We start from the raw sequence: 26,119 nt of genomic DNA, 5'->3' as shown, positions 1-26,119 counted from the left end.
ACTATGGACCGGCTCATCGAAGCAATCGAAGACAAGCAGAATCCCAGTGTCGTGGGCCTTGACCCCACCGACAAACTCGTTCCGGCCCCCGTGATGGATGCCTATGCCGTCGAAGCCGAGGAACAGGTGGAGTCTGACGACAATCCGGCAGCCACCGCTGCCGCAGCGGCGTATTTCGAATTCAATCGCGCCATCATCGATGCGGTGTACGACATCGTGCCTGCAGTGAAGCCTCAGATCGCCATGTATGAGGCGCTCGGCCCCGCAGGCATCGACTGTTACACGATGACATGCGAATATGCGCAAAGCCGCGGCCTGTACGTGATCGGCGATGTCAAACGCGGCGACATAGGTTCGACCGCCGCCGCCTACGCGCACCACCTCACCGGTTTCCAAGGAGACGACGTGTGGTTTGAGGACGCGGTGACGGTGAACCCGTACCTGGGTTCCGACGGCATCGAACCGTTCATGGAGGCCGCCAGGCAAGCCGATCGCGACATGTTCATTCTGGTGCGCACCTCGAATCCATCGAGCTCGCAGATTCAGGAGCTTGAATTGGCCGATGGCGGCCGGGTGTATGAGCATGTGGCCGATCTGGTGGAGGATTGGGGCAAGGATTCCATCGGCCGTTTCGGCTATTCCCGGGCCGGGGCCGTGGTCGGTGCGACGCATCCCAAGGAGGGGGCCGCATTGCGCGAGCGCATGCCCCACACGTTCTTCCTCGTGCCCGGGTACGGGGCACAGGGCGGCACGGCACAAAGCGTGGCCGGCATGTTCGACCGCAACGGTTCCGGCGCCATTGTGAACTCATCCCGCGGCATCATAGGCGCCTGGCGTAACGACGAGCAATACAGCGATTCACTCGAACCGGAATCCGCGCTGGAGCTTGTAGCCGTCAACGCCCGCGCAGCGGCGGCCGATATGCGAGACCAGCTGCGCGTCGCCCTTGCATAACCGATATAGATTTGTATGCGATAGTCGTCCGTACGGATTCTCGCACACCGAACAACCAAGGAGATTCATGCCAACCGCATTCACCCACACGGTGGAACAGGCCCAGGAGGCCGGTTTCACCCCGACCAGGCGCACCGTCAGCATTGTCGCCGTGAAGCAACTCACTGCGGGCATCGTCCGTCTCACCTTCCGTGACGAATACATCGCCCGCCATGTTCGACCTGCGCAGTTCGTGAATCTGTATTCGTCGAACCCCATGCACCTCATGCCGCGTCCTTTCGGAGTCAGCGAGGTGGATGGCGACGAGGTGAGCCTCATCTTCGCGGTGGTCGGTTTCGGCACCGACGAGTTCAGCAAGCTGACGGCGGGGGACACCATCGATGTGCTTGGCCCGTTGGGCACGCCCTTCAATCTCGATGAGGCTGCGGATTATGTGCTCGTCGGCGGAGGTCTCGGCATCCCACCGCTGCTTGAGGCCGCGCAGAGCCTGCGTGATGAGGCGGATTCGCGGGCGATCGCCGTGTTCGGCTATCGTGACGAGCATTTCGCCGACATCTATGCTGCCAAGTACGCCGACGAAGTGCACAGCATCGACGAGTCGGAGGGCAATGTGCTCACGCTGCTCGAACGCCTGTGGCCGGCACTGGAGGAAAGCGCGCGTAAGACGATCATTCTGTCCTGCGGCCCGACGCCAATGATGAAAGCCGTGGCCACTTGGGCCTCCAAACGTGGCGTGGACGCCCAACTGAGCATGGAGCAGCGCATGGGATGCGGGTATGGCACCTGTGTGGCCTGCACAATCGACACACGTGCTGGCCGCGAGAAGGTGTGTGAGGCCGGCCCGGTCTTCACCGCGCACCAATTGGGTTGGGACGTCGATGATGCCGAGGCAAACGCCGATGCGTGAGATGGACGAGCGGGTGAAGGAGAACGAGACGATGAACGAGACCACAAGCAGCGTGTACGAACCGCATGAGTGGAAGCATGGCACTGTGGTGGCCGGCATACCGTGGAAGAATCCGGTGGGCACCGCGTCCGGCACGTTCCAGGTGGATGCCTGCGGCCAGTTCTACGATGTGAGCCAGCTTGGCGCGGTCACCACGAAGGGCGTCTCGCCGGTGCCGTGGCTCGGTAATCCCGGTGTGCGCACGGCGGAGTGCCCGGCCGGCACGGTGAACGCCGTCGGCTTGCAGAACCCGGGCGTCGACCATTACCTCGAATACGATCTGCCCAAACTCAAGAACATGGGCGCCACGGTCGTTTCTAATGTGGCCGGTCATTGCGACGACGACTACGCCCAGGTTGTCGCCAAGCTCGCCGACTCAGCTGCCGACATGCTCGAAATCAACGTGAGCTGCCCGAACGTGACCCACGGCGGCATGAGCGTGGGCACCGATCCGATGGCGTTGAGCCGGCTCATGGAGCGTTTGCGCCCGATGACCGACAAGCCGATGATCGTCAAGCTCACGCCGAATGTCACCGATATCACGGCCATCGCCAAGGCGGCTGTCGAATCCGGTGCCGATGCGCTGAGCATGATCAACACGCTGGTCGGCATGCGCATCAATATCAAAACCGGCGAACCGATCATCGCGAACCGTACCGGCGGTGTCTCCGGACCTGCCGTGTTCCCGGTGGGTCTGGCCTGCGTGTGGCGTGTGCGCACCGCTCTGCCCGATGTGCCGATCATCGGCATCGGCGGCATCGACTCCGGCGAGAAGGCGCTCGAATACCTGTATGCAGGCGCCAACGCCGTCGAGGTGGGCGGCGCCGCGCTCTACGACCCGACCGCACCTATTCGCGTGGCGCGTGAACTCGACGATCTGCTCGACTCACGCCCGCAATTGGCACACAAGCTCGTCAAGGGCGACACCTGGCGCTGACCCGTCGGCGATGCCCGTTCGCCGTTCCAATCCCATTCCTAACCGTCAATCTGCGTATTCGAGACAAATCGAACTCGGGGATGTCCCGAATACGCAGATTATTCCCGCATTCGTTTGCAAAAGGGAGAATCACAGATGACTGAAGCATTGGATACCCGTTTCACCCAGTTCCTGCTCGAATCGCAGGCGTTGAAGTTTGGCTCGTTCACATTGAAGTCCGGGCGCCAGTCGCCCTACTTCATCAACGCCGGCGCCTTCGATGACGGTGCGAGAATCGCTACGCTCGGTGAATTCTATGCCGAGAAGATCCAACAGGAGATTGCCGCAGGCAACCTGGCCGCCCGCATCGACACCGTGTTCGGCCCGGCATACAAAGGCATCCCGCTGGCCGTGGCCACCACGATCGCCATGCAGCACCGCTTCAACGCCTCCATCGGCTACACCTTCGACCGCAAGGAGAAGAAAGACCACGGCGACGGCGGCACGATGGTGGGCAAGCCACTCGAGGACGGCATGAACGTGCTGCTCGTCGACGATGTGATGACCGCCGGCACCGCAGTACGCGAGGTCGTTCCCAAGCTCAAGGCGCAGGCCAACGTCCACATCGTGGGCCTCGTCCTCTCCGTCGACCGCATGGAGAAGACGAAGGACTCCGATCTCTCCGCCGTGCAGGACGTGCAACGCGAGTTCGGGTTCCCCGTGTTCGCCATTGCGAACGTGAAGGAAATCTTCGCCGCCGGACGGCAGCTGATCGGCGAGCATGGGCAGCCCTACGTCACCGACGAGATCGCCAAGGCCGCCGAGGAGTATCTCTCGCAGTACGGGGCGTGAGACGATGATGCGTGCATCGTACCATGATGATATTCACATGGCGCAATGCGCGCATCGCTTATTCGATGTCATACAGATCGTAGTCCTTCGCCGACTGGACTAATGTTTTGTATTCGTTGTATGCGGCTGTATCTTTCAAATGTGCGAGTAGGCGGCTGATTGTGTTAGGTGAAATCTTGTTGCGAATCGACGAAGTTCGTATCAGTTGAGAATAGAAAGACAACAATGCCTTGATGTTGTCTTCGTTCATTGGGCTGATATGGACGTCAACATCGAACATTTGATCGATGCGGTAAGTTTCCGTATCTGAATAATCAGGCAGCTTGTTTGCGAGCAACTGCGTCGCTTCGCCGATATGATTTCCCAACAGCGGAATCAGTCTGGAGAACTGGATCTGCTCTTCATTGCTCCATTGTGTTCCTATGTTCTGGGAACGAGAATTGATGTAGTCTCTGAGCCATATGTCCCATACCAATTCACGAGCGGTCTGATCGGCGTGCGTAAATTGCGCGACCATGCAATCTATCAGAGCTGCCTTTGCTTTCTGACTAGGCTCGTTGACTACAGCTTGCTGGAGTTCCTTCTTCTCCGCCTCAGTGAGGTCTGAGGCATTAAGTGCTCGAAGTATGATGCGCATGAGATTCTGGATGAATTTGAGTTCACCGTCCAGTCTCTCTTTGAGCACACTCTGCAGACTCTTAAAGAAGAAGAGCCTCATAAGGCGCAGGTTCGGCTGTATATGATACTGCGTGATGACTCTCCAGACCATGAGGGTGTCATCTGTCTGAAGCATTTGAGGAATAATCTTTTCCGTGAAGTCGCTGTCAAGCTCATGAAGAAGATTCATATTGAAAAGCAACGGCGGATGCATGGCGAAAGCCAGATCTCCCTCGGCTTGTGCGAATTGGGATAATGCATTGCGTTCGGCTTCGTTGAAGCCCGACCAATCGGACGGACTGCATGCCTTTCTGTATTGAATCCTATGAATCCAATACCATGCCAGCTCGCCCGGCCAGTAGTTCAGGGAAAGAGTGATTGGATCGTTCTCCCAATTGGCGCGGTCTTGGGCGACAAAGGAATCATGTCGTTCGGTCAACTGCTTAGCGGCGAATGAGTCCATCCATTCGAGCGTATCTTCGGGAATTTCTTCATCGGCATTCTTTATCTGTATACGAATTAGGCGAATGATGGTATCACCGAGAGAGGTCTGGGCTCCTTGAGAGAGCTGAGTAAGGCAGGCGATGATTGAATGTAGATCAGCAGATGAGTGTTTTTTATATGACCATCCATTGAGGATAGCTGCCCGAAGACGCAGGCTTTTGTCGTGATCTGATAATGCAAGATTCCAAAGCTCGAATCCGGTTTGAGTATCATCTCCTACCAATCTCGGGATCTGATAGAAGAACGTGTTAGTGATCGCCTGAAGGTTGTCTCGTGAGGCAAGAAGCAAAAGAAGATGTGAAGGGTCATTGTGTAGCATTGCCAGAAATGCTTCATCATCTACGATTCCTTGTGGTACCTGCCACTGAGTCGGATAATCCGATGCAAGGAAATCAGGGTTTGCAGTAGGAGTATAACCATATTTGTGTGCAAGGAGTTTTGTGAATTCATAAGCTTCCTGCCAAGATTCTTTCGGCAGCGTCCTAAGCATGAAATCCAGCATATCGTACTGTGTGCTGGCAACATCTGAGTCATCGTATGTTTCATTAATGCCAATACTTTGAATCTGCTGCAAAAGCGCGTCGCGTATATCGGGGGAGGCTTCGACTATGGAGGTGTGAAGAAGCAGCATGAGTTCATGCCATAACCACATGTGCTTCTTGATGCTAACGATTATTCCCTTATCTAGAACCCAACTGAGTTTATCATCTGCAGTACGGTCGGACATCGTGATGGCGGAGATGGCTAGGCGCTGAAGGAGAGGCGTGTCGCTCTTCCACCAACGCTCTGCGATTGCCTGATTGTCATCCGCGTGATATCTGGCATATTCACGAAGCACTTCTATGAAGAACGAGGAAGTCTCATCATGTCGTTGATTCTGATCATGCGGCTCTATCGCAGGTCTATACACGACAGACATTTTATTTACTGCTTCATATTGTGAATATTGTTTTATTGAATGTTCAGCAAATTTTATAAAATCTTCTGAAAAATAAATCGAGTTATTGTTTATTGGTTTGTCTTCGTGTCGGTCGTCGATTTCTGCTGACCAGAAAACGGTGCAGTATGCTACGTTTGCCTCCTGTCGATATGATGCAACTGGAAAAATGAACTGCGATAGAAGATATATGGGAAAATTGATTGATAGAAGTGGTTCGATATGGATATTATAAACATGATCTAATTGTTTTCTTGGGTTAGATGACAGTAAAATTGTCAGTGGCTTCACTGCCCATTCTTGCCGGTCCTCGCATGTGTGTATGAGAAGTTCGGAGCATTCATTGAAGAACCATTCTCCGACATTGTGTTGAATCTGAATCAACAGTGAACATAATATGTCTGCATATTTCTCTGATACTAGGATATAAGTGATTTGTCGACAAAGCAGTAGTTCCTCATCGGTCAAGGCCTGGGATGTGGTGAAGGGGCGCGATGTAGCGGGATCTTCCAATAGCCAGAGCACCCATTCTTGCATGCTTTCGTTATCTCGTCGCGTCATATTGTTTATGAAGCATTGTATGCCTTCGGTCGTGTGCAGTGCCCTGGCCAGGAAATCACGGTCATCCCGCGTGATCGTTGCAGGTGCGTTGCAGACGATTCTCTCGATGCGGCTTTTCTTCGTCAGATAGTCGTCGCACAACTGATCGGCGAAGGAGTTCAATGCCTTGGGCAGCTCCTCGTATGATGAATCGGGCGATAGCGGAAACAGTATTGTGGCGATGCCACGTTCGTTCCAGCTTTCGTGTTCCTCTTTGCTTTTGTCGCCTGCTGCGGAGAGTGCGAAGTGAGGATGATCTTGTGAAATGCCGCCCAAGGTGAGGTACCGCATGATGGGGTCCGATATCCCATAGCCGATGAAGAGAACAGAGTAATGTCTGAACATCTCGACGAGAAACCTGGACGCCCATGACTCCAGCAAATACGCTCGGGCATAGTCCCGATCGTCGAGGATGATTTCGTCTGGTCTGCTGTATATGTCGCCATGGAGGTGAACGATGCCGTCGAAAGAGGAACCGAGCGGCAACGCTGGACCTCGATAGATACGATTGATATCCATGGATAGGAAGCCCGCGGCTTTTTCCAACAGAACATCGTAGTTGGTGGTGACTATGCGCCTTGTTTTCATGGCCTTTGCGATGCGCATGATTGCTTTATGGGTTTCGTTGCAATCCGCATTGGCGGAACTCATCATTTGCAGCGTTCGCTCATGTGCGCTTTCCCTGTCATGGAGTTTGCCGAGAAAACCGTCCAACGACGTCTTAGAATCCGGCGGATCTACACCCTGCTCACTTGCCAGTTGCTCTACCAATGTTTGGTATGACGGTAGATTGGCGGGAGCATCAAGTGATACGCCGGAGCCAACAAATAGGACCAGCTCGTCGTTGAGTGCCGCATTGACGAGTTCATCTGGAAATTCAACATTTTCGGTTACCCACATCGTTGCTCCCGTGGATTCATGGTTCCTGTATATTGTCATGCCCATTGATGGACTGCCATCATTGAGCGCCGCCTCCCACCTGCGATGCACGACATGATGGCGTTTCATAGGGTCAGCGGCGTCAGTTTCTGCTCTGCTTCTCCTGATCGGTCAATATGTCATCATCCCTGAGGTAGGTGAACGTGCAGGATTTGATGCGGCGCATCTTTTGGATGCGGTTCTGCGGGTTGAGCCAGTCGCCGTCGTTGCCTTGCTGGAAGATGTCGAGTCCGCGTCCCATCGTGATCTTCCAGCCGGTGTCAGTGCACAGACGACGATCGTGGATCGTGTCATTGAACTCGAAGGTCAGGTCGACGCCCATCGGCGCGTAGTTGTGCTTGAGCTCTTCGAGCATTTCCTGTTGCCGTTTCGCCTTGTGCTCCTCCTCGTCTTTCTTCGTGATCAGATGTACGTGGACGCGTTGACGCGGATTAGAGTTTCTGCGCACCATCTCCATGAACTCCGCCAGATTCCTCATCTGGTAGGAGAGGCGGATGTACGGATCGATCAGTTCGAGCTGCTGTGCGCCGGCGACATATGGGCCGAACAGCTTGTCGTAGGAGAAACCGCGTTCGTTCTCCTCCAGCTCCTTCACACCGGGTTTTGCGAGTGCCTGCATGCGTTCGATGGGGGAAGGTGTGGGTTTCGCGGTCAAAGGCTGTTCCGGCGCGTCTTCGGTCAGCGCAGCGTCCTTGTCCGGCAACGCGCCTTCGGGGATCGTGCCGTCGTCCTCGTCGGATGCGTCATCGGTGTGCTGGCGCCGATACAGTTTCGGGTAGTCGATCTCCTCGAAGGTCCTGACGGTGATCGGCGTTTCGGATCCAACCTTCGTATAGGCGAAGTCGACCGGCGTCATCGTCGTGTCGATGCGGCACAGCTGGTCCTTGACGCGTTTGCGTCCCTCGATTGCCAATCGCAGCAGCGGCTCGATCTGTTCGGCCGACGCCGCGCCGGACGGGTAGATGAGTTTCATCAGTCCGGAGAAGGTCTTGCGGATGCCGTCCTTGTCTCGCGTGGACAGCGACGACGAGAGTTCGAAGTACGGGTTGAAGCGGTCGCTGTAGTCAAGGTCGCGCAGGTTGTGCAGCACCTCGGCCAGATAGTCGACGACGAAGCCATAGCCGTCGGTGAACATCTCAGAACGGATCTGCTCGAACTCCCAGCCGGGGATGTAGACGTGGATGCGGTCGAGGAACGCCGGATCGTGGTATTGCGATGGCAGCGCCTCGAACAGGTCCGACGTCCGCAGCATCGTGGGGACGTCATGGTCGGTGTTGCCGACGAACACGAGGCTCGCCTCGCCGGGGATCTGTTCGACGCCGCGAGAGAATGTCTTGTTCGCCATGTAGTTCTTCATGATGTCGACGAGTTCCTTGCCGGCCTTCTTGTTTCTGCCGGCGAACTCATCGAACGCGATCGTGTCCCAGAACCCGACGAGTCCCACCCGTCCGGTGGCATTGTTGACAAACAGCTTCGCCACCGATATCTCGCCGCCCGAGATGAGCATGCCGTGCGGCGAGAACTCCGAATAGATATGCGACTTGCCGGTGCCTTTGGGGCCGAGCTCGACGACGTTGAAGTTGCGTTCGACGAACGGCACCATGCGTATGAGCAGCAGCAGCTTCGCTCGGTCGCTGAACAGCTCAGGGTTGAAGCCGATCGACTGCAGCATCAGATCGATCCATTCCTCCGTCGAGAACGCCTTGCGCCCCTCGATGAAGTTATGCACGTCGTCGGTCGCCATCTGCACCGGCTTGAGGCTTTCCAGCCGCCACGGCACCTCGTCCTTCTCGCCCGTGTACGCGTAGCCGATACGGCAGATGCACCAGATGCCGGTCACGAGCAGCTTCTCGTTCTTCTGCACGATGTTCGGATCGACGACTACCTGCCGGATGTTGAGGTGCGAGAAGCTCGCCTCGTACCGGTCGAGCTTCTCGTTGAGCGTCACCTGCACCTTGTCGATGACCCGGTAATGCCCCTTCTCGCGGATCTTCGACTGGATCAGCATCGCCTCATCACGGTGCACATAATGCTGGGCGAGGATCTCCTGCACACGTCGCACACCCGATTCGATGCTGAGCGCATCGGTTGTCGTGGCGAACTGGCTGAGCAGGAACTCGAGCACATAGGTGGGCACGACCGCATTGCCCTTGATTTCCCCGACGAGATCCTTGCGCACGGTGTGCTGCGGGAACACGTCGGTGATCTTCCTGTCCAACGGGCTCAGTTCATGTTGCATGGTATCGGTCATTGGCTATCCCTTCCTGTCCTGTCTTTCAGTCCCAATCCAGCAGATCGGCGTCGCCTGATTGGATATCGCGCTTGAGTGTGAATTGCGCCTTCTGCGCCAACAGCCTGCGCGCGCTCGAACCCGCCACGATCTCATGGCACAGCAGCATGATCGGCTGCCCGTTGAAGGCGTCCGCCTCCGGCGTGAGCATGAACGTGACCCGGTTATGCCGGTTTGCTGCCTCCTTCGACGTGGAATTGAAGGTGATGGGCGTCTCGTTCGAGATTAGCGTCCAGTCACCGTGCTCATCCCGGCCATAGAGTCCGACGAAGGTGATGCGCTCGCGGACCTTGCCGCCGACCGGTTCGCTCTGCAGGAAGTCCACGGTGATCTGTCCTGTCGTGATCAGATTCGTGCTCTGCAGGATGGTGAAGTTTACTGCGCGCCTATCGCCGCTCGCCGAACGGCCCTTGTTGATGGAGACGACCGGTACGACGACTTCTTGCAATGACGCGCCGCCATGTACGTATTTCACGCCGTCGCCCTGATGGCGTAGACGCAGGATCGAATTCGGCAGCTGGATTGTGACGCCTTCCTCTGGCGGGTTCGCCAGACCGACCTGTTGCGCTGTGAAGGTCATAAACGCGTCATTGGGTATAAGATGCGCCCCCGTCGTGAATCGACGCTTCCTCATCCATACGGCGTCGCCATGCGGTTGTTCGCTGAGCCATTCGCCCGCATCGAGTTCGCTGCGCTGGTACAGGAACCCATGGTCTGCGGTGACGAGGATGTTGTTGACGTTCGCGTTCGTCAGTTTCCTCGCGATGGTGATGAGTGTATTGATCGTGCTTTCACATGCGCCGAATACTTTGTCTTCGTCGCCTTTGTCGCCTTCCTTGTCGATCTCGTCATGGTAGATGTACAGCACATCACAGGATTTCACCAGTTCACGTGCTTCGCCGGTGTTCATCGCAAGGAGGTCCTTGGCTTGGATGGTATGCCCGTTGCGTGTCTGCAGGATGGCGTCACGGTTACCGGTGCCACTGGAGGCATGGTCATCGACCAGAACAAGACCATTATCCAAAGCATGGGAGGATTTCGTATTGAATGTGATTCTTTCATGGGGGAGCAGCGCTGCCATGCCGAGTTGTGTATAGGACGGCAGTACGCCAAGCTGTGCGTTCACTGATGCGGTGAACCGGTTTTCTGTGTCGATGCGACGTGTGAACTCCTCGGCCACCTCATACCGCAACGCATCGGAGATGATGACAGCCACTTTCTTGCCTGATTTGAGGAAGCCGTTCTCAACCTTGTTGAGGAAGAAATCCTGCTGGTCCGCCACATTGGGGATTCGCCACGCGTTCATCGTATTGAGCTGACGCTGCCAAGCCGCGCCCAGATTGAGCTGGAACCGCACATAATCGGCTTCCAGATCATTGCTGATGGCGATTGCATCAAGATCCGGGGCCTGATCAAACGCCATACGGAAGTGACGGTAGGCCTGATCCACGCGATAATAGTATGAGACATAGGATTCGAATCCCTGCTGTGGGGATTGCAGCTCGATAGGATCCTCGACCTTGCTCAACGCCGCGCGGAAAGCGCCCGCCGCGCTGATGGCCTGGTATTCATGCTCGAATTGGTCATACCAGAGCATTGTCTTCCTGTCATTGGCGATACGCTGTACATCGGTGTCCGTGATGGATTGATTGCCGAGTTTTTCGAGCAGACGCATGATAAGCCGCTGATCGACCGCCTGGAATAGGCCATGCTGTGCGAGCGCATGGACATCCATCTCATCCACTTCGGCGGGTATACCGAGGTCTTGCATGACCGAATCCGCGAGAGTGCGCATCGTGCCACGGGTCTGCACATTGTTGCACCATCCGACGAAGTCGCGCTGGATGCCTGCATAGTAGCTTTCATCGTGGGATTTCGTGGTAAAACCGTGCCACGCAAGGTCGAACAGCCAGAGTTTGAAATCCTTGACAGTGAGGTTGTCTTCGCTCCGCGTGGAGGCGGGGTAGTGGTAGATGGCTTCCGTGCCGGCCCAGTGGAAGGGCGCCAAGCCCATCCGCTCGATCTTGCGGATGCCGGTGTCATCATCTTCGGTGTCCTGTGTGAGCAGTGCCCGCCAGATGTCCTGCAGGCTGTGCTGCCCTTGTGGCAGGTCGAGCAGGACGGCGATCATCTTCGCCTGCAGACGCCGCGTGTCATCCTGCGCGTTGAGCCGCTCGGCGAGCTTGTGGATACGCGTCTTCGACTCGAAGAACCGTGGTGTCCTGCGCATGATGGCGAGCCACTGCTCCTTCGTCTCCTGTGGGGCGTCGGGTGTGATCTCGGTGAGGGTCATCGAAAGCCGGTCCGCGGAGAAGACCGGTGCGTAGGCGAGCTTCATATCAAGCAGCCAGTCGTCACTTGGCGCGGGTTGTGCACCGGTCATGTAGACGGCGAACTTGCGGTCCGGATGCTTGATCATCATCGTGTGCCGGTTCGCGAACGGGGTGTCAGCAGCCATGATGAGCTCGATATCCCGTAACGCCTCGAATGACGAATCGGGGCCGAACATCGACTGCACATCGTCGGCATAGTCGCCCTTCTCGTCGAGCCAGAATACGATGCGGCCGCGCTCGCCGGGTTCGGCGTAGCGTTTCGCGAGCATCGCCGCGACGGCATTCAGTTCACTCATTGTTGTATCGACCTTGTCCTCTTACAGTTGATGAATCACGGATCGAACGGTAGGTGCTACCGTTCTGCGCCCAATGGGTGCACGGGCCATTCCCATGTCTCGACGTCCTTGCGTTTCTTCTCGATCGCGGGGATCGCGCGCACCGCCTTGCCCATGCGCAGATAGTTGACGAGCACGCCGTCGTCGAGGTCGATCGGCATGTTGCGTGTCGCCAACGGGTAGAGCACGTCATCCTCGTATGCCTTGCATTCGTTGACGATCTTGCGTAGCCTGTCCGCCTCGCGCAGGTCCTTGGCCGTCTTGGCCTTGGTTCTTTTTCCTGCTGATCCCGTATTCGTGGCTTCCTCCGGCCGCTCGAGCATCTCAGCATACCCGGAGACGCGCGCGATGTAGTCGCGCAGATACGCGAGCACCGTGCTCGTCGTCGATGGCGTGTAGCGGTGCAGGTACACGAGCGCCTTGAACGCGCCTTTGTTGTCGGTGCGGCTCGCATACTGCCAGTAGATCGGGCGATTCGAATACATCTTCACATGGTCGTTGTAGAAATCGTTGAGGAAATACTTGCGCAACGATTTGCCCAAGACCTGTTCGATGTATGCGATGTTCTCCTCAAGATGCTCGGCGCCGAATGCGACCGCGATGAACTTGCGGAACCGCGCGACGATGTCATCCTCGAAATAGTCGCCTTCGCACATCGGGATCACATTGTCCGCATCGGGTTCGAACGACGGATCCGGCACCTTCGCATGGAAATCGTCCATCGTCTCGCCTTGCGACGCGAGGATGAGGCCGGGCTCGTCGAGCGAATAGCGTCCGAACATGCAGCCGACCGCATACGAGATGAGTTCTTTGATCAGATCGAGCGTGAAGAGCTCATCGCGCTCCTCGGGGCTCGCCTTCGGATAGGCGAACGCTTTGTTGCGTTTGAGGGATACGCGTTCGAGAGGCACGTCAATCGGCACATCGTCTTCGATGCCATAAGCTTCTGCTACAAGACGGTTGTTCTCTATCTCATGTTCACATTGTTGCCGACTGAGCTCTGTCCACACTGAGCCAAGTGATTGAATCTGAGAGGATATTGTTGTGTCGTTTTCTATTAAGAGATTTGATTGGAATGACCAAGCTGTTTCAAAACCATCCCAGTCTTTCCGAGATGCCTCAATCAGTAAATGAAGGTTTGCTTTCACTGCATTAGACAAACAGTGTACTGGTATAGTAGCAATCTGTCCGACTTCGAAATGAAGTGTGGGAGCTATTGCTGACAGTAATGCTTTCATGTAGCTTGAGTTGCATAGGGATTGCAATTGTTGCAATATGTCTTTGTCACCAAAAAGGCAGTCACCGACGTGGCTGAAGATGAACCCTTCCGGATAATAGCGGAATGATGGCATACCTGAGGAAACATTTGACCAAGACACGGCTGATTGGAAGTAGAAGGAGGGATTTCGAATCACAGAACGAGGTCTGAAATCCCTTAACTCCTGCCCATCATTCGCCCAGTTGACGACGAACTCTTGATTGCCGTACCATTTGCGGAAGTCGCCACCTTTATTGTAGGGGAACCATTTAGCACCGCTTGCTGCTGCGGATTGCAGGCTGTCGCAGTTCAAGCTGATTCTGTTTTGGCTGACCTCCCACCATTCGCGGACAAAACGATTGTTGTCGGCAGTCGCCAGCCCTTGCCGAGGTTGTGCTATTTCAGAAAGTGGTTTCCCCTCATTGAAGGTGTTCAATACTGCTTCTGGCAGCCAGTAGACGATGGGGGAGCCGGGAATCTGGGCGAACTCCTGCTGATCCACCTCAAACATCAACGCTTTGTCATGCTTGATGGTGGCTTGGCAGGCTTCGGACTGTTCGTGGTCGCCTTTGATGTCAACCAAGCGGATATAGGCGCCGCGATGGTCATCGTTGCTCTTGCTCATCGTGAAGGCTGTTGTCGAGACGACTTCTCCGCCGATGCTGTCGAATGCCCCAGCACCCAGATGCGCCATCGTATCGATATGCATGGCATGCAGCAATGTGGTGCGCAGGTCCTCGAAGGATGTCAGGAACATCCATGACTGCATGGTGATCATGCCGACCATGCCATGTTGTGGCACCAGCTGCATGCATCTGAGCATGAATGCGGCGAACAGGTCGGATTTGCCTTTCGGGTAGTGCTCTTCGACATACTTCTTGAGCTGGGTGCTCATGTTCTTGCCACCCATGTATGGCGGATTGCCGGCGACCGCGGCGTAGGTGCGGCTCAGATAGCGGGTCTGTTCGAGGACGCGGTTGCCGCGTTCGATGAGGTCCGCTGCATATAATGCCAGTGACTCCGGCTCGTCGTTGTTGTCGCAGACCGTGGCAAGCATCGTGTCGGGTTGGATGAGGGAGCCGAACACGTTCGCGTTGGCGTACGTGTTCCAGGTCTCGGATGACAACGTGACGTCATACAGTTCGTTGAGTTCTTCGGTTTCCTCTTCGCTGAACTGGAGCTTCTTGATCTGTTCGATGTGTGGCTGTATCTGCTTGCGGAAGAAGCGGCGTGAGCGTCCGCGTGCCTTCATCGTCAACGCGAACGCGGCGAGTTGTGCGGCGCGTTCGTCGATTTCCATGCCGAAGAGGTTGTGGTCGAGGATGAGGCCGGGGATGTCGGATGGCGCATACCCTTCGTCCTCATAGATCTCGTAGAGCAGGTCGAACGCGTACGTGAGCATGTGTCCCGAACCGCATGCGGGGTCGCATACGGTGAGCTCTTCGGGGGAGCTGACCGTGAGTTTCGCTGTGTCGTCGTCACTGGTAGGGGCGATGTAGTATTCCCAGCCGTCCGCGAGCGCGCAATCGGGGTGGTTTTCCATCCATAGGCGTCCGACGGTGTTCTGCACGAGGTAGCGGACGATCCATTCGGGCGTGAACAATTGTGTTGCGGCGGGGATCTCCTCCGCGCCGGCTTTCTTGCCTTTTTTGAAGCCGGCCATCACATCGTCTTTGCGTGGCGCGATGTAGAACTGGTAGAGCCAGCCGATGATTTCGACGTTGCCGCTTAATTCGTCTACACCGCAGGCCTTGGGCGTCATCACGCCGATCGCCTCGCGCAGTGGCGAGCCGTCGGCCAGCAGGTTCTGCGGCATCAGGACGACGTCTATCGCGCCTTCGATGGTGTTCGGCTCGTCGAACAGGAACGGCAGCGAGGAGTGCCAGTAGTTGCAGGCGGCGGCCATCAGCAGGCCGTAGGCGGCGCCTTGCGGGTCGGCGGTCGTGATGTCGCCGTCGAGGATCGCCTCGACTCGCCGCCTGATTGCCTCGTTCGTGCGGATCGCGGGGCCGAAGACGCGTTCGTCGTATTCGCCGCGGCGTGCGGCAGCGAGGATCTCGGGCAGGCCGTTGACGTTCGTCGGGTCGGCCGAGGAGACGACCGGCGTCACCGTGTAGCCGTGTACATCCATGTAGCGAAATGCGATGATGCGGTTGAACCACCGGTACGCATACCGTTCGGTGAGTTCCTCCACATACGCATCAATCGCATGGCGGTCATTGCTGGATGGGGCGTTGTGGGCAAGGTGTTTGCATGCCGCGGTATTGTCGGCATGCAACGCCGAATTGGGGTCAAGCGCCTCCCGGACCCGAGGTTCAATCGCGCTCATTAACGCGATGCGCGCGTTGGCGGCGAATTGTTGAAGCTGGTTCGTGTTCATAGCAGGATCTCGTTTCCGTTCTCAATGGCCTCGATCAGATGCCGGCGGTACTCGTCGAGGTACTCGTCGACATCATCCTTCGTCCTCAGCGAGCTGAACCCCGACGGCTTGGAGACGGAGTCCATCGTGATGACATGACGCCGTGTCGGTTTGATTACGGCCGGTGCATGGTCCGGCGCGGGCGTCGTCTCGGCATGTGCCGGCTCTTGCACTGCTGGCGTTCGAGGATGCGCGGCCAGTTCGTTGTACAGGCTCGGACGCAGCTTCACGGACACCTGTTCGACGCGTACATGCATGGCGCTGATATCGGATGCGTTTTCGAACCATGTGCGTTCGCCCTCCAGTCTGCGTTCAGCCATATGCTGCGCGTCCTCGGTGGCCTCGCGGTACTGGGGGGAATCCTTCAATTCAGAGACGATTGCGTCAAGCTTCGTCAGCGCCATGGTGCGCTCATGATTCACCTGTTCGTCGACGATTGCGCGCAGCCGGTCGACGAGCTCCTTGAGCCGCCGCGTTTTGGAGCCGCGGTAGACGTCTGGGTCGTCGAGCAGCGCCTGCGCCTGCGCTTGCAGCTGTCCGGTCTCATCGGTGGCGCATACGGTGATGTTCGGATGGTTGTCCTGCAGCCATCGCCGGCTGTCCCTGAACATGCGGAACTGCTTGCCGCTGAAGAACTCGAGGATCGGGCGAATGACGTCCTCGTCCGCCTCGAGCACCGCCTCGTATCCGTAGTCGCTGTCCGCGTCAGTGAACCCCTCCAGCAGCCAGGGAGACTGCTGGCGCACGACGTAGTACAGCATGGTGACGGGGCCGTCGAGCTGGTCGACGATCGCCTTGTCCTCGCGGTGGGACGTCCGCAGATCCCTGATCTCGTCCAGTCGGTTCTCGATGCCCTCGAACACCTGCTGGGCGAACTGCTGCGCGTCGACGCCCGGCCCGCGGCGCAGGCCGTCGAGGAAGGTGCTCGCGAACTCCTCCAGCCGCTTGACGTGTGTAGGGTCAACCCGCTTCGGGAGCGTGACGATGATCGATTCGCGTTTCCTTGCGTTGCGCAGCAATGCTACGAGCTGCGTGTTCGTGATCGGATGCGCGTCGATGCCCAGTTCGACGCGGTGCGCCCCGTACAGGTAGGCGAGCATGCACAGCATGATGTCGTCTGGCCATCCGTAGGGCGCCTCATGATAGATGCCGATGAGGTCCTTGACGCTCACCGTCGTCCTTTGATTGGTTTTAAGTGTGAGCGTGTCTACGATGTCGCCGGTAATCGGCGCGATGCGTTGGATCTGGCTGTCGATACCGACGAGTTTGCGGCCTTCCTCGTCCGCCCCGGCTGCACGGTAGGCGTCGATCTCGTTGTCATGGTAGACGAGATCGCCGAGCATCGCATAGTTGGAGTAGTGGTTCCTGATCACGTCGCTCATCGCCGTCGTGATCCTGGTCGCCGCGTCGGATCCGGGCACGTCCGCCGCGGCGCCGTCGTAGTAGAACGAGCCCTTCGCGATCGCCTGCCGCACGCGGTCGCGTACGGCGTGCTCCTGCGCTTCCTTCCGCGCCTGTTTCGCCATGATGATGGTTTGACGCGTTGAGGTCCTGTCCGTGGCGTCGAGGTTGCGTTTGAGGAACGTGTCGGTCTTGACGATCATGCGGATGTCGTTGAACAGGTTAGCGTCGCTCTGGTCGAGCAGCAGCGAGATCGTGCTCCTGTCGCCGCTTGTCTGAAGCATGAGGTCGGAGACATCGTCAGCGTGCGTCCGCAGGTCCAGTCCGATCGGTTCGGCGCGTCCTTGGGCGATGCCGTCGATGCTGAGCGTGTAACTGAACGGCGTCTGCTGCTTGCCGTAGACGATCCTGAGCGTCTTGACCGTGTCGACGAAGGTCTCCCTGAGGTATTTCGTCACGGCGCCGTCGTCGATGTCGGTGTTCTTGATTTCCTGCTCGATGTCCTGTTCCTCGTTGGTCAGGTAGGTGTAGACATTGTCGATGCGCTGCACGTACGTGTGGTTCTCCAGCACGGTGAGCGTGTCGCGGATGCGTCGTTCAAGGTCGGTGATGTCCACGTCGAAGCCGTCAGTCAGCAGGATGCGCAGGTTGTGGGGCGTCGCCTTGAAGTCCCTGACGTGCTTGACCATGAGCAGCACCTTGAGCAGGCGCACGCCGAGGTCGTGCACATCCGGGTCGAGGCGTTGGTCGGCTTCGGTGATGCGATGCGTCTGCGTGCTTTGCAGGATGTCCTTGATGCCGTCGAAGAGGCGGTCGAAGGGGACGAGATAGCCGAGGCGTTCGTCGGCCGTGGCCTGCAACGTCGCGCTCCATGCGGACAGCATCGAACGTTCGCCGACCGAGGAGTGCCTGCCGCTGAACATGCCGAAGTCGCTCATCGCATGGAACGCGGACTGCAGCAGACCGAACTCGTAGTTGAGGAACGGATAGGAGGCGACGAAGTCCGGTTCCGTCCCGGCCTTGTTGTCCTGGACGTGCGTGTCGGCGTTGAACTCGAACAGTGTGCGCATGTCGTCGTGCTTGAGCTCCCACAGGTCCTCGAGTTCGGGGACGTATTCGGGTTTCTTGGCGAGCAGGCGCTTCTGGATCACCTCCATCGTGTCGGCGCTGTCGAGCTTGAGCTTGATCGAGAAACGGCCCTGGATCTTCGAGAAGTCGTTGCCCTGTCGATGGCTCTGGTTGGAGATGATCGTGTCGAGGTTCTCCTGGGAGGTGACGACGATCCATGCGCGCCCGTTCGTCTTCGCGTTCAGGTCCTCGGCAATCGACTGCAGATCGAGCATGCGGTGCGTGTCGTCGCCGATGAACTGGCCGACCTCGTCGACCATGAACAGGACGCGGTGGTCGGGGGACTGGCGGTCGAGCCAGTCGACGACGTCGTTAGTGAACGAGTCGACACTCGCCGAGAAGCCGTTCTCGTACCGTCCGATGATGTCGGCCTGCGGTTCGCCGCCCGTCACGTCCGCATAGGCCTGCCCGATCTCCGGATCCCACAGGATGGCCTCGTCGCGCCCCTCCTGCCACGACTTGCCGGCACGGGCCTCGAACGCCTGCTTGAACGCCTTGTACTTGCCGTTGGCGTCGAGGTCGCGTTCGAAGCGCGCCACACTGCGGTTGCCTCCGCTGTAGCCGCATGCGGCGTTGAAGACGTCGATGAACGTGAACAGCAGCGGCGCCTGCTTGCTTTTGTCCGCCTTCTGGTCGATGTTGAACAGCATCGACGTGGCGGGGATGCGCAGCGAACGGTCGAGCAGGCCCTCGAGCTCGAGGTTGTCCTGATCGTGCGCCTTGTCCATCATCGTGCGCACGATGCGCTCGCGTGAAGGGATCGACGGGACGCCGTTCTTGTCGATGAGGGCGTGCGGCACGGTGCCGAGGATGAAGGAGAGCATCTTGAGCAGGTGCGATTTGCCCGAGCCGAAGAAGCCCGAGATCCATGCGCCGTTGTCCACGTGGTTGTCGGGGTCGTCGTAGGCGTCCAGGAACTTCTCGAGGTTACGCTGGATCTCGTTCGTCAGCACGTATTCGTCGATCTCCTGACCGAGGACCCTGTCGTCGTGCGCCTTGATCACGCCGTTGATGCGCCGGTCGATGTCCTTCGCGAAGATGCCTTTGAGTGCGATCGTGTCGTCCATGGAGATTCCCTTCCTTCTTCCTTCTATGCCTGTTCGTCGAGTCGTCGGTGTGCGGCGCTGTCAGCTGATGATGGCCACGTCCCGGATGTTCTTCGCTCGGTAGTAGTTCTCCGCTTCGATCCGGTCGTACAGGCGCATCGACGAGCCGGACGCGGAACTCTGCGCATAGGTGCCGGGGAAAAACATGACGAGGGGGCTGTCCTCGATGCGCCCCTGCAGGTTGTTGAGCAGCGTGTGGCCGCGCACATAGGGGTAGACGGCGCCGATGCCGGTGATGAACACGATGTCCGCCTCGCCGTTCTTGAACGCCTGCTCGTAATGTTCGGCGAGGAAGTCGTACAGGTTGTTCGTCGTCGCGTTCACCATGTTGACGAGCAGCCCGAGGAACCCGTCGAGCATCGGATCGGAGGAGATCTGCGTATGCCGACGCGGTTCGAGGGCGATGACGCGCTCGAGCACGCCGCGGTGCCTGAGGAACTCGCATACGTTGTCGAACAGGTCGATGCGCAGGATGCTGGGGGCGGGAGAGCCGTCCGCGTACTTCGTCGTGCGCAGACGTGCAGCAAGCGTATCGATACATCGGCGCACCTCGAGCTCGCGTTCCGCCGGATAGTCGCAGATGTAGAACGGCTGCTCGCCGCCCAGACCGGTCATATGCAGGAACGACGGCTGCGACATGACTTCGAACACATGTTCGAAATCCTTGGTCGCGTCGTAGGATCCGTCGGACAGGAGCGCATCATAGCCGGAGAAGGAATACGATTGCATATGACCTCAGTTCACTAGACCACGGACAGGGAGGAACAGCAGCGAAGCGGCGTCCGGCCCCTCCATTTCGGACAACGTATGGCCGGGCACGGCGGGGACAATCGCACAGGCGCCACGGGGACCGCCCTCGATGAGCTCCGCCTCGCGCATCGCCTTGAACACGTTGCCGCGCAGCTTCGACGCCGTCGCCGTGCTGACCGACTCGAGCTCCGGATGCCACAACGCCTTGTTGAGCACGAAACGGTCATAGTCGGCAAGAGAGATCGTCTCGCCGAGCAGGAAGCGCTCGCGGAGCACCTCGGAGGCGAACTCGCCGACGAACAGGTAATACCGGCACATCGCGATCCACAGCAGATAACGCCGATCCTGCGGGGAGGATCGGTCCGAAGCCAGAAAGCCAAGTTCCTCATAGGACAACGTGCTCAGCCGTTTGCATACCTCAGCTGTGATGCGTTTGTTCGCGGACGCGGTACGGATTGCCAGCGCATTGATATCGACGATCTCATCGCGGATAGAGACAATCGCTGCGCCCGTCTGAACGGTCAATGTATCCATTTGTGGGTGACGGGAAAGAAAATAGCGTGCGCACACCACACTCTGTGTCGCCAGTAGACCACCAACGGTGAAGGAGAGGCGATAGCGTGCATCCTGCTGAGGGCGTTCAGCCCCCCAACGCTCGCGCATAGTACCACCCTCCAGGCATTCATCTGTTTGTGCAGCTAAACAGTGTAGCCAATACTGACAACGAAATATAACTGGATATAACCACGTATAACCAAGTATAACCAAGTACAGCAACGAATGGCGTTCCTTGCCCTGCGCACCAGCGAGCTAAAAAGATATAGCGCGAGTAGTCAAGCAACAATCCCTATAAACCTTTAGCCCAGTCCACATGGCAAAATCCACCCGCACCCTGGCTCTTTATATGTGTGTACGATACGCAACAACAGACATAATGCTCACAAACGCTAATACTCATGGAGGGATCCATCAATGATCCGACCAATGACGATCGACGACTACGACGCCGTTTACGCATGCTGGATGACATGCGCCGGCATGGGACTCAACACCATCGACGACTCACGCGACGGCATCGCCAAATATCTGGCGCGCAACCCGACCACATGCTTCGTGGACGAGCGCGACGGGCGCATCACCGGCGTCATCATCGCCGGGCATGATGGGCGACGCGGATACATCTACCATACCGCGATCAGTCCCGACCACCGCCACCAGGGCATCGGCACCGCGCTCGTCGAAGCGGCGTTGCATGCGCTCACCGACGAGGGGATTGCCAAGGTGGCGCTCGTCGTCTTCGCTCGCAACGCGGATGGCAACGCGTTCTGGCAACGGCTCGGATTCACACCGCGCGACGACCTGACCTACCGCAACAAGGCGCTCGCCGAACTCACGCGCATTGACACCTGAATCTCACTAATATCCCAACTTTCCGAGCATGCCCCATGCTCGCTCCAGCATTGGCAGCTCACGTGCCGCAATCAGTCTGCCGAGCTTGGAATCCTCGCATCTCCTGTATTCGGCGACGGCCTGCGCATAGGTGAGCTTCAATGTAGACAGATTGAATCTCGTCCGCTCCAGCTCCGTCAGATTCGTCTCGCCGAACGAAAGCGCCTGGCACAGGTAGTAGTGATTGATATTATGGCGGTGAATCCGATTATAGTAATCACTGATCAAGCCAATCTCGCCGAGAATCTCAATCTCAGCTCCAAGCTCCTCCCTAACCTCGCGCATCACCGCCTCCGTGGGAGTCTCACCTGGTTCGATGCCTCCTCCGGAGGTTTCGATCGTCACCGCATTGCCGAAGATATCGGTACGCTGCACCCGCAGAAAATAGAAGTACGCGTGAGCATCGATGACGATGGCCCGCGCGATTGGTCGATCATGATCAATATATTCGAACGGCCATTCGGTATCTTCGAGCTCAAGACTCAATGGTTCCTCAGTCATACCACCTCCATGATTGTACGGGCATCGCCAATTGACTGATACGCTCTCTCCAAGACGTAAGAGGAGACACCTCCAGCGTCAGAATGTCCCTTTTTGCGTCGATGAGATGCGATGAAATGAAATGTAATGATTGGCATCGCGGACATGATTTGGAATCCAATTCGCACGTACAGTCATACGGAATCAGCTACGGTGATACGCCATCGTGTCCACATGCGCACTCACTGTCTCGACCAGCTCGCCAAGCGGCTTGAGAAACCGCCGACCCAACGACGTCAACTCATAATAGACCTGCGGTGGCTTCGAACGCTGCAGCACCTCGCGACGAACCACGCCAATCTGCTCCAGGTACTTGAGCGTCTGCGAAGCCATGCGCTCGCTGATGCCGCCGATGTTATGCACCAATTCACTGAAACGCAGCGGTTTCTTCTCGAGGGCCAGAATGACGAGCAGCCCCCATTTGCCGCTGATCACCTGCAGTGGGAAGCGTGCGGGGCAGTCCTTTGCGAAGATATCGAGTTGTTCCATGCTGGTAGTGTATCAGATGAAAGTAACGTAATATAATAACCTTACGAATAGTAAGTTTTCAAAACTTACTTCTTCAACTGAATCTAAAACCCTCCAAATCATCACCCCACAATTCCTGCTTTCCTGCAATGAGGGCAATAGGACATTCCCTCGTAACGTCCACTTTCGATTTTCATGCGCCGTACGGGCGATGCTCGAAAAAGAGCGGCGGCTCGTCAAGGTCTCTATAGAATGCATCCCATCGGGTCAGCACGTCACGCAAGGGCATGGGCAGATAGGAGAGCGCCTGTTCGGCTATGCTGTCGGGAATGCCGTAGGCGGCCTGTGCAATGCTTGCAGCTATGGCTGCCTGGGTATCGCTGTCTCCTCCCAATGAGACCGCATTGCGTATGGCATCCTCGAAGCCGGTGCTTTCCAGGAAGCAGGTGATGGCCTCTGGCACAGAACCTTGGCATGTGGCGTCGAACCGGTAGTCTGGACGGATTTTGCCCAGTGATCGGCTCATGTTGTACCTGTATTCGTGGATGATGTGGTCTTTGACCCGTTGCCTGCATGAGGCAGGATTGTCGGCCAGAGACCTCTCATGTTCACCGCGGCAGCCACCGAAGTAGTATCGCGCGAGGAAGATCGCGTCGGCCACTGCCATCCCTCCTCTAACACCTTCGGGATCGTCGTGGGTCACCGTGATCGAGCGCTCGGCGAGTTCGCGACCTCCGATGGGCATGAATCCAGTCCGTGCGGTGAATCCGCAGTTCATCATCCACGCACAAGGCGAGATGCGCATGGCCGATCCGTTGCCGAAACTGCCGATGGGCTCACGACTGTCGGAGAACAGCCAGCGCATGAACCGGGGACCATAGCCCGCGTTCGGGTACATGCGCCCGTATTTCTTCATCGCATCAATGAAATCATCTGCGCTACCGCCATTCATGATGCCCTCGGCTACCGCGCAGGTCATCACCGTGTCGTCGGTGAATCGGCAACCGTTGGAGAACAGCGGGAAATGCTTGGTTTTGATTGGATTGGCTTCGTATCTCGAGCCGACGATATCGCCTATGATCGCGCCGAATATGCCGGTCATTCCATCCCCCATCTGACTCATGAGCTCCTCTGCACGATCTTGTCGAATGCGTCCATTGCCAGCATTCTTTGAACGATATGTGGGCGTCCACCGACCGGAAGCGTACGTTGAATAAGCAAATACATCAAGCATATACCTGAACAAGGAGTCTGATCCGTGCGAACCAGTCACGGCATTTGGTGACGGTCGCGGAACAATTACCGGAAGAGAGGCGGTGGCAATCGACTGGCCGCGCATATCTTGGTTTCAAGAGCGGCAAAATGCCAAGCCCACAAGTAGCGGTGCCCAAGGGTAACGGAAATCCGGATATTACGAATCCCGCTACGTGGAGGTGGTCGAGTTTTGCCGCTCTTGAAACCAAGATGTTATGGAGGGATCTCCACTTTTTTGCAAAAAGAGACGAATGACGGCCGGTAAAACCGAAATCAACCATGCCAGACCGCGCGACGTTGGTCGGCCGCCTGTTCCAAAGTCAATGGCTGCGGCAGCAGGTAATCCTTGCCTGTTCGTTCCTTGAGGCACCGGGCAACGAGCGTGACCACCATAAACATTTGCTCATCGTCGGAGAGCATCTCATAGGTAACCTGGAAATATTCCCATCCTTCGGCACGGATCTTCATGGTCCGCTGGGCATCCCGTGCCCATTGATAGCGATGATGACGCCCATCGTATTCGATGTCGATCTTCGCCTCAGGGTAGGCAAGGTCCAGAAACACCAGTGAACCATCGCGCAAGACGAGTTGGTAATTGACGCGAGGGATTGGCAGGCCATAGCGAATCAGTATCAAACGCAACATAGTTTCCGCAACCGAATCGGTACCTTGTGCCATCAGCGGCAACGCCTTCCGGCATTTCATAATGCCTCGTGGAGCATACCTATGATTACGTCTGGCATACTCATCTACCCAATCGAGGAAATCGACGAAATCCTGTATAGTCATCATCTCGTGAAGTGTGTACCGACGCATCATGGCATCGCCGAGCTTCACCAACTCCTCCAAATCCAGCCACTGGGCGAACATCAGCCAGGTGGATGCGCATGAGGTGCAGGTGACACCTGGGGCGACTTCGATCGTCTTCAGAGGAATCCCGCTTTTGAAGTAGGTGACACTGAATCGACCGTAAATCTTTCCATGGCGTTTGCCGGCGATTCTGTCTTCGGGCTTGAAGTCCGACGGACCCACCACAACCTGTAGATACTCAGGTCTCAAACGCCGTCTTGTCGCCTTAGTCGTGAGTGGAGTCCAATCCAACCCCATGAGCGCCAATGCCGTCGTGAGCGCGAAGATGCATGCCACCTGCCGCCCGCACACATCCTCGGCGGCTGCACAGCGTTGAACCTCCAGATCGCGTCGCTCGCGTTGCAGCCCTCGTGCCTCGCTGGCACTCGTCTCGTCCGAATACCCCATGCGTCGACCATATATGGCCGGTGCATCCGTGTAAATTCACTCCACTCGTCAGCGTGTCGTCGTCTAGCTCTCCCTGGGGTTGATCGAGGTATGGGAATTGCCGGCATATCGGTAATGCTTGAATTATACTGACGCAGGAACCGATTGCAGTAATTGCAGGAAGAGGCGAACATGGGTGAGAACCAGACGGCGAACAGGGCGGTGAGTGACGTCGTCTTTGATTTCTGCGGCGTGCTGATCGACTGGCAATGCCATGCGGCGCTCGACGGAGTGTACCCCGAGCAGCTGGTGGCGGACATCTGTGCGGACAACGATCCGTATGGTTTCTTCCATTACGAGGATCTCATGGACGGTGGCGCGGATTTCGCGGATGTGCTCGAACTGGTGCGTGCGGAGCAGGGTGACGAGATCGCCGAAGTGTACCGTTATTACATCGAGCATTATGGCGATGCGTTGCCGCAGCTGGTCGACGGCGCCGAGGAACTGCTCACCGAACTGTGCGAACAAGGGGTGCATGTCTGGGGATTGACCAACTGGTCGGCGGACACATTCCATTTCGCGTTCGAGAAGTACCCGCAGCTCCAGCGATTGCTGAGCGGAACCGTGGTGTCTGGCATAGAGAAACTGCGCAAGCCGAACGCCGACATCTACGAGCTGGCGCAGTCCCGCTTCAATCTGGAACCGCAGACCACCGTGTTCTTCGACGACACGCAGCGCAACGTGGACGGCGCGAAATCCGTGGGCTGGCATGCATTCAGATTCAGCGACGTGGCACAGGCGAAGCGTGACCTGTTTTCGCTCGAACACTGAGCAACCGTTTGGTCGG

General features: G+C 57.2%; 17 protein-coding genes. 6 read left to right on the top strand and 11 right to left on the bottom strand.

Going from position 1 to position 26,119, the window contains the following annotated elements:
- Nucleotides 1-3 precede the first annotated feature (3 nt).
- The 4 genes from pyrF (at nucleotide 4) to pyrE (ending at nucleotide 3,668) form a co-directional block, all read left to right on the top strand.
- Nucleotides 4-954, top strand: a complete 951-nt coding sequence (pyrF, locus tag BANAN_RS04420) for an orotidine-5'-phosphate decarboxylase (RefSeq protein WP_014697726.1) — start codon at nucleotides 4-6, stop codon at nucleotides 952-954.
- Between the two features lie 67 nt (nucleotides 955-1,021).
- A complete protein-coding gene (locus tag BANAN_RS04415; protein ID WP_014697725.1) occupies nucleotides 1,022-1,861 on the top strand; it encodes a dihydroorotate dehydrogenase electron transfer subunit in 840 nt (279 codons plus the stop codon).
- Nucleotides 1,854-2,837, top strand: coding sequence for a dihydroorotate dehydrogenase (locus tag BANAN_RS04410; RefSeq protein ID WP_014697724.1), 984 nt, complete (start codon nucleotides 1,854-1,856; stop codon nucleotides 2,835-2,837). The genes BANAN_RS04415 and BANAN_RS04410 overlap by 8 nt, the downstream gene beginning before the upstream one ends.
- 135 nt (nucleotides 2,838-2,972) lie before the next feature.
- Entirely contained in the window at nucleotides 2,973-3,668 is a 696-nt protein-coding gene (gene pyrE / locus BANAN_RS04405; RefSeq protein WP_014697723.1) for an orotate phosphoribosyltransferase, read from the top strand.
- Between the two features lie 58 nt (nucleotides 3,669-3,726).
- Here the strand turns inward: pyrE and BANAN_RS04400 are convergent, their stop codons facing one another.
- From BANAN_RS04400 to BANAN_RS04370, 7 genes are read right to left on the bottom strand one after another with little or no spacing between them, the layout of a single operon-like run.
- The gene (locus BANAN_RS04400) at nucleotides 3,727-7,374 is read right to left on the bottom strand and encodes an SIR2 family protein (RefSeq protein WP_080571635.1); all 3,648 of its coding nucleotides are present in this window, start codon (nucleotides 7,372-7,374) and stop codon (nucleotides 3,727-3,729) included.
- Between the two features lie 13 nt (nucleotides 7,375-7,387).
- A complete protein-coding gene (brxL, locus tag BANAN_RS04395; protein WP_014697721.1) occupies nucleotides 7,388-9,556 on the bottom strand; it encodes a BREX system Lon protease-like protein BrxL in 2,169 nt (722 codons plus the stop codon).
- A gap of 25 nt (nucleotides 9,557-9,581) precedes the next feature.
- Nucleotides 9,582-12,224, bottom strand: coding sequence for a BREX-1 system phosphatase PglZ type A (gene pglZ / locus BANAN_RS04390; protein ID WP_014697720.1), 2,643 nt, complete (start codon nucleotides 12,222-12,224; stop codon nucleotides 9,582-9,584).
- 56 nt (nucleotides 12,225-12,280) lie between these two features.
- Nucleotides 12,281-15,901, bottom strand: a complete 3,621-nt coding sequence (gene pglX / locus BANAN_RS04385; RefSeq protein ID WP_014697719.1) for a BREX-1 system adenine-specific DNA-methyltransferase PglX — start codon at nucleotides 15,899-15,901, stop codon at nucleotides 12,281-12,283.
- Entirely contained in the window at nucleotides 15,898-19,536 is a 3,639-nt protein-coding gene (gene brxC, locus BANAN_RS04380; RefSeq protein WP_014697718.1) for a BREX system P-loop protein BrxC, read from the bottom strand. The genes pglX and brxC overlap by 4 nt, the downstream gene beginning before the upstream one ends.
- A 60-nt stretch (nucleotides 19,537-19,596) precedes the next feature.
- Nucleotides 19,597-20,304 carry a DUF1788 domain-containing protein gene (locus BANAN_RS04375; protein ID WP_014697717.1) on the bottom strand — a complete coding sequence of 236 codons (708 nt, stop codon included), beginning with the start codon at nucleotides 20,302-20,304 and terminating at the stop codon, nucleotides 19,597-19,599.
- Between the two features lie 6 nt (nucleotides 20,305-20,310).
- Nucleotides 20,311-20,988 (bottom strand): DUF1819 family protein, encoded by a 678-nt coding sequence (locus BANAN_RS04370; protein WP_041777002.1) that lies wholly within the window; start codon nucleotides 20,986-20,988, stop codon nucleotides 20,311-20,313.
- A 321-nt stretch (nucleotides 20,989-21,309) separates the two neighbouring features.
- On the opposite strand from BANAN_RS04370, the gene BANAN_RS04365 reads away from it, so the two are divergent.
- Nucleotides 21,310-21,735 carry a GNAT family N-acetyltransferase gene (locus tag BANAN_RS04365; RefSeq protein WP_014697715.1) on the top strand — a complete coding sequence of 142 codons (426 nt, stop codon included), beginning with the start codon at nucleotides 21,310-21,312 and terminating at the stop codon, nucleotides 21,733-21,735.
- Between the two features lie 6 nt (nucleotides 21,736-21,741).
- On the opposite strand, the gene BANAN_RS04360 is transcribed toward BANAN_RS04365, so the two are convergent.
- The 4 genes from BANAN_RS04360 to BANAN_RS04345 form a co-directional block, all read right to left on the bottom strand.
- The gene (locus BANAN_RS04360; protein WP_014697714.1) at nucleotides 21,742-22,275 is read right to left on the bottom strand and encodes an NUDIX domain-containing protein; all 534 of its coding nucleotides are present in this window, start codon (nucleotides 22,273-22,275) and stop codon (nucleotides 21,742-21,744) included.
- A 183-nt stretch (nucleotides 22,276-22,458) separates the two neighbouring features.
- A complete protein-coding gene (locus BANAN_RS04355) occupies nucleotides 22,459-22,803 on the bottom strand; it encodes a winged helix-turn-helix transcriptional regulator (protein WP_014697712.1) in 345 nt (114 codons plus the stop codon).
- A 172-nt stretch (nucleotides 22,804-22,975) separates the two neighbouring features.
- Nucleotides 22,976-23,884: an ADP-ribosylglycohydrolase family protein gene (locus BANAN_RS04350; RefSeq protein WP_014697711.1), complete on the bottom strand. Its 909-nt coding sequence runs from the start codon at nucleotides 23,882-23,884 to the stop codon at nucleotides 22,976-22,978.
- A gap of 425 nt (nucleotides 23,885-24,309) precedes the next feature.
- Nucleotides 24,310-25,293: a hypothetical protein gene (locus BANAN_RS04345; protein WP_014697710.1), complete on the bottom strand. Its 984-nt coding sequence runs from the start codon at nucleotides 25,291-25,293 to the stop codon at nucleotides 24,310-24,312.
- A 171-nt stretch (nucleotides 25,294-25,464) separates the two neighbouring features.
- Here BANAN_RS04345 and BANAN_RS04340 point away from each other — a divergent pair, with 171 nt between their 5' ends.
- Nucleotides 25,465-26,103 (top strand): HAD family hydrolase, encoded by a 639-nt coding sequence (locus tag BANAN_RS04340; protein WP_014697709.1) that lies wholly within the window; start codon nucleotides 25,465-25,467, stop codon nucleotides 26,101-26,103.
- The last annotated feature ends 16 nt before the right edge of the window (nucleotides 26,104-26,119 follow it).

The organism is Bifidobacterium animalis subsp. animalis ATCC 25527 (assembly GCF_000260715.1).
Classification (GTDB): Bacteria; Actinomycetota; Actinomycetes; order Actinomycetales; family Bifidobacteriaceae; genus Bifidobacterium; species Bifidobacterium animalis.
The sequence above is the reverse complement of the archived record's forward strand: the minus strand, read 5'-3'. Positions and strand labels throughout refer to the sequence as shown.

Bases quoted from the DNA above. Each gene is read 5' to 3' on its own strand.
- pyrF (WP_014697726.1), top strand. From the start codon at position 4: ATGGACCGGCTCATCGAAGCAATCGAAGACAAGCAGAATCCCAGTGTC.
- BANAN_RS04415 (WP_014697725.1), top strand. From the start codon at position 1,022: ATGCCAACCGCATTCACCCACACGGTGGAACAGGCCCAGGAGGCCGGT.
- BANAN_RS04410 (WP_014697724.1), top strand. From the start codon at position 1,854: ATGCGTGAGATGGACGAGCGGGTGAAGGAGAACGAGACGATGAACGAG.
- pyrE (WP_014697723.1), top strand. From the start codon at position 2,973: ATGACTGAAGCATTGGATACCCGTTTCACCCAGTTCCTGCTCGAATCG.
- BANAN_RS04400 (WP_080571635.1), bottom strand. From the start codon at position 7,374: ATGAAACGCCATCATGTCGTGCATCGCAGGTGGGAGGCGGCGCTCAAT.
- brxL (WP_014697721.1), bottom strand. From the start codon at position 9,556: ATGACCGATACCATGCAACATGAACTGAGCCCGTTGGACAGGAAGATC.
- pglZ (WP_014697720.1), bottom strand. From the start codon at position 12,224: ATGAGTGAACTGAATGCCGTCGCGGCGATGCTCGCGAAACGCTACGCC.
- pglX (WP_014697719.1), bottom strand. From the start codon at position 15,901: ATGAACACGAACCAGCTTCAACAATTCGCCGCCAACGCGCGCATCGCG.
- brxC (WP_014697718.1), bottom strand. From the start codon at position 19,536: ATGGACGACACGATCGCACTCAAAGGCATCTTCGCGAAGGACATCGAC.
- BANAN_RS04375 (WP_014697717.1), bottom strand. From the start codon at position 20,304: ATGCAATCGTATTCCTTCTCCGGCTATGATGCGCTCCTGTCCGACGGA.
- BANAN_RS04370 (WP_041777002.1), bottom strand. From the start codon at position 20,988: ATGCGCGAGCGTTGGGGGGCTGAACGCCCTCAGCAGGATGCACGCTAT.
- BANAN_RS04365 (WP_014697715.1), top strand. From the start codon at position 21,310: ATGACGATCGACGACTACGACGCCGTTTACGCATGCTGGATGACATGC.
- BANAN_RS04360 (WP_014697714.1), bottom strand. From the start codon at position 22,275: ATGACTGAGGAACCATTGAGTCTTGAGCTCGAAGATACCGAATGGCCG.
- BANAN_RS04355 (WP_014697712.1), bottom strand. From the start codon at position 22,803: ATGGAACAACTCGATATCTTCGCAAAGGACTGCCCCGCACGCTTCCCA.
- BANAN_RS04350 (WP_014697711.1), bottom strand. From the start codon at position 23,884: ATGACCGGCATATTCGGCGCGATCATAGGCGATATCGTCGGCTCGAGA.
- BANAN_RS04345 (WP_014697710.1), bottom strand. From the start codon at position 25,293: ATGGGGTATTCGGACGAGACGAGTGCCAGCGAGGCACGAGGGCTGCAA.
- BANAN_RS04340 (WP_014697709.1), top strand. From the start codon at position 25,465: ATGGGTGAGAACCAGACGGCGAACAGGGCGGTGAGTGACGTCGTCTTT.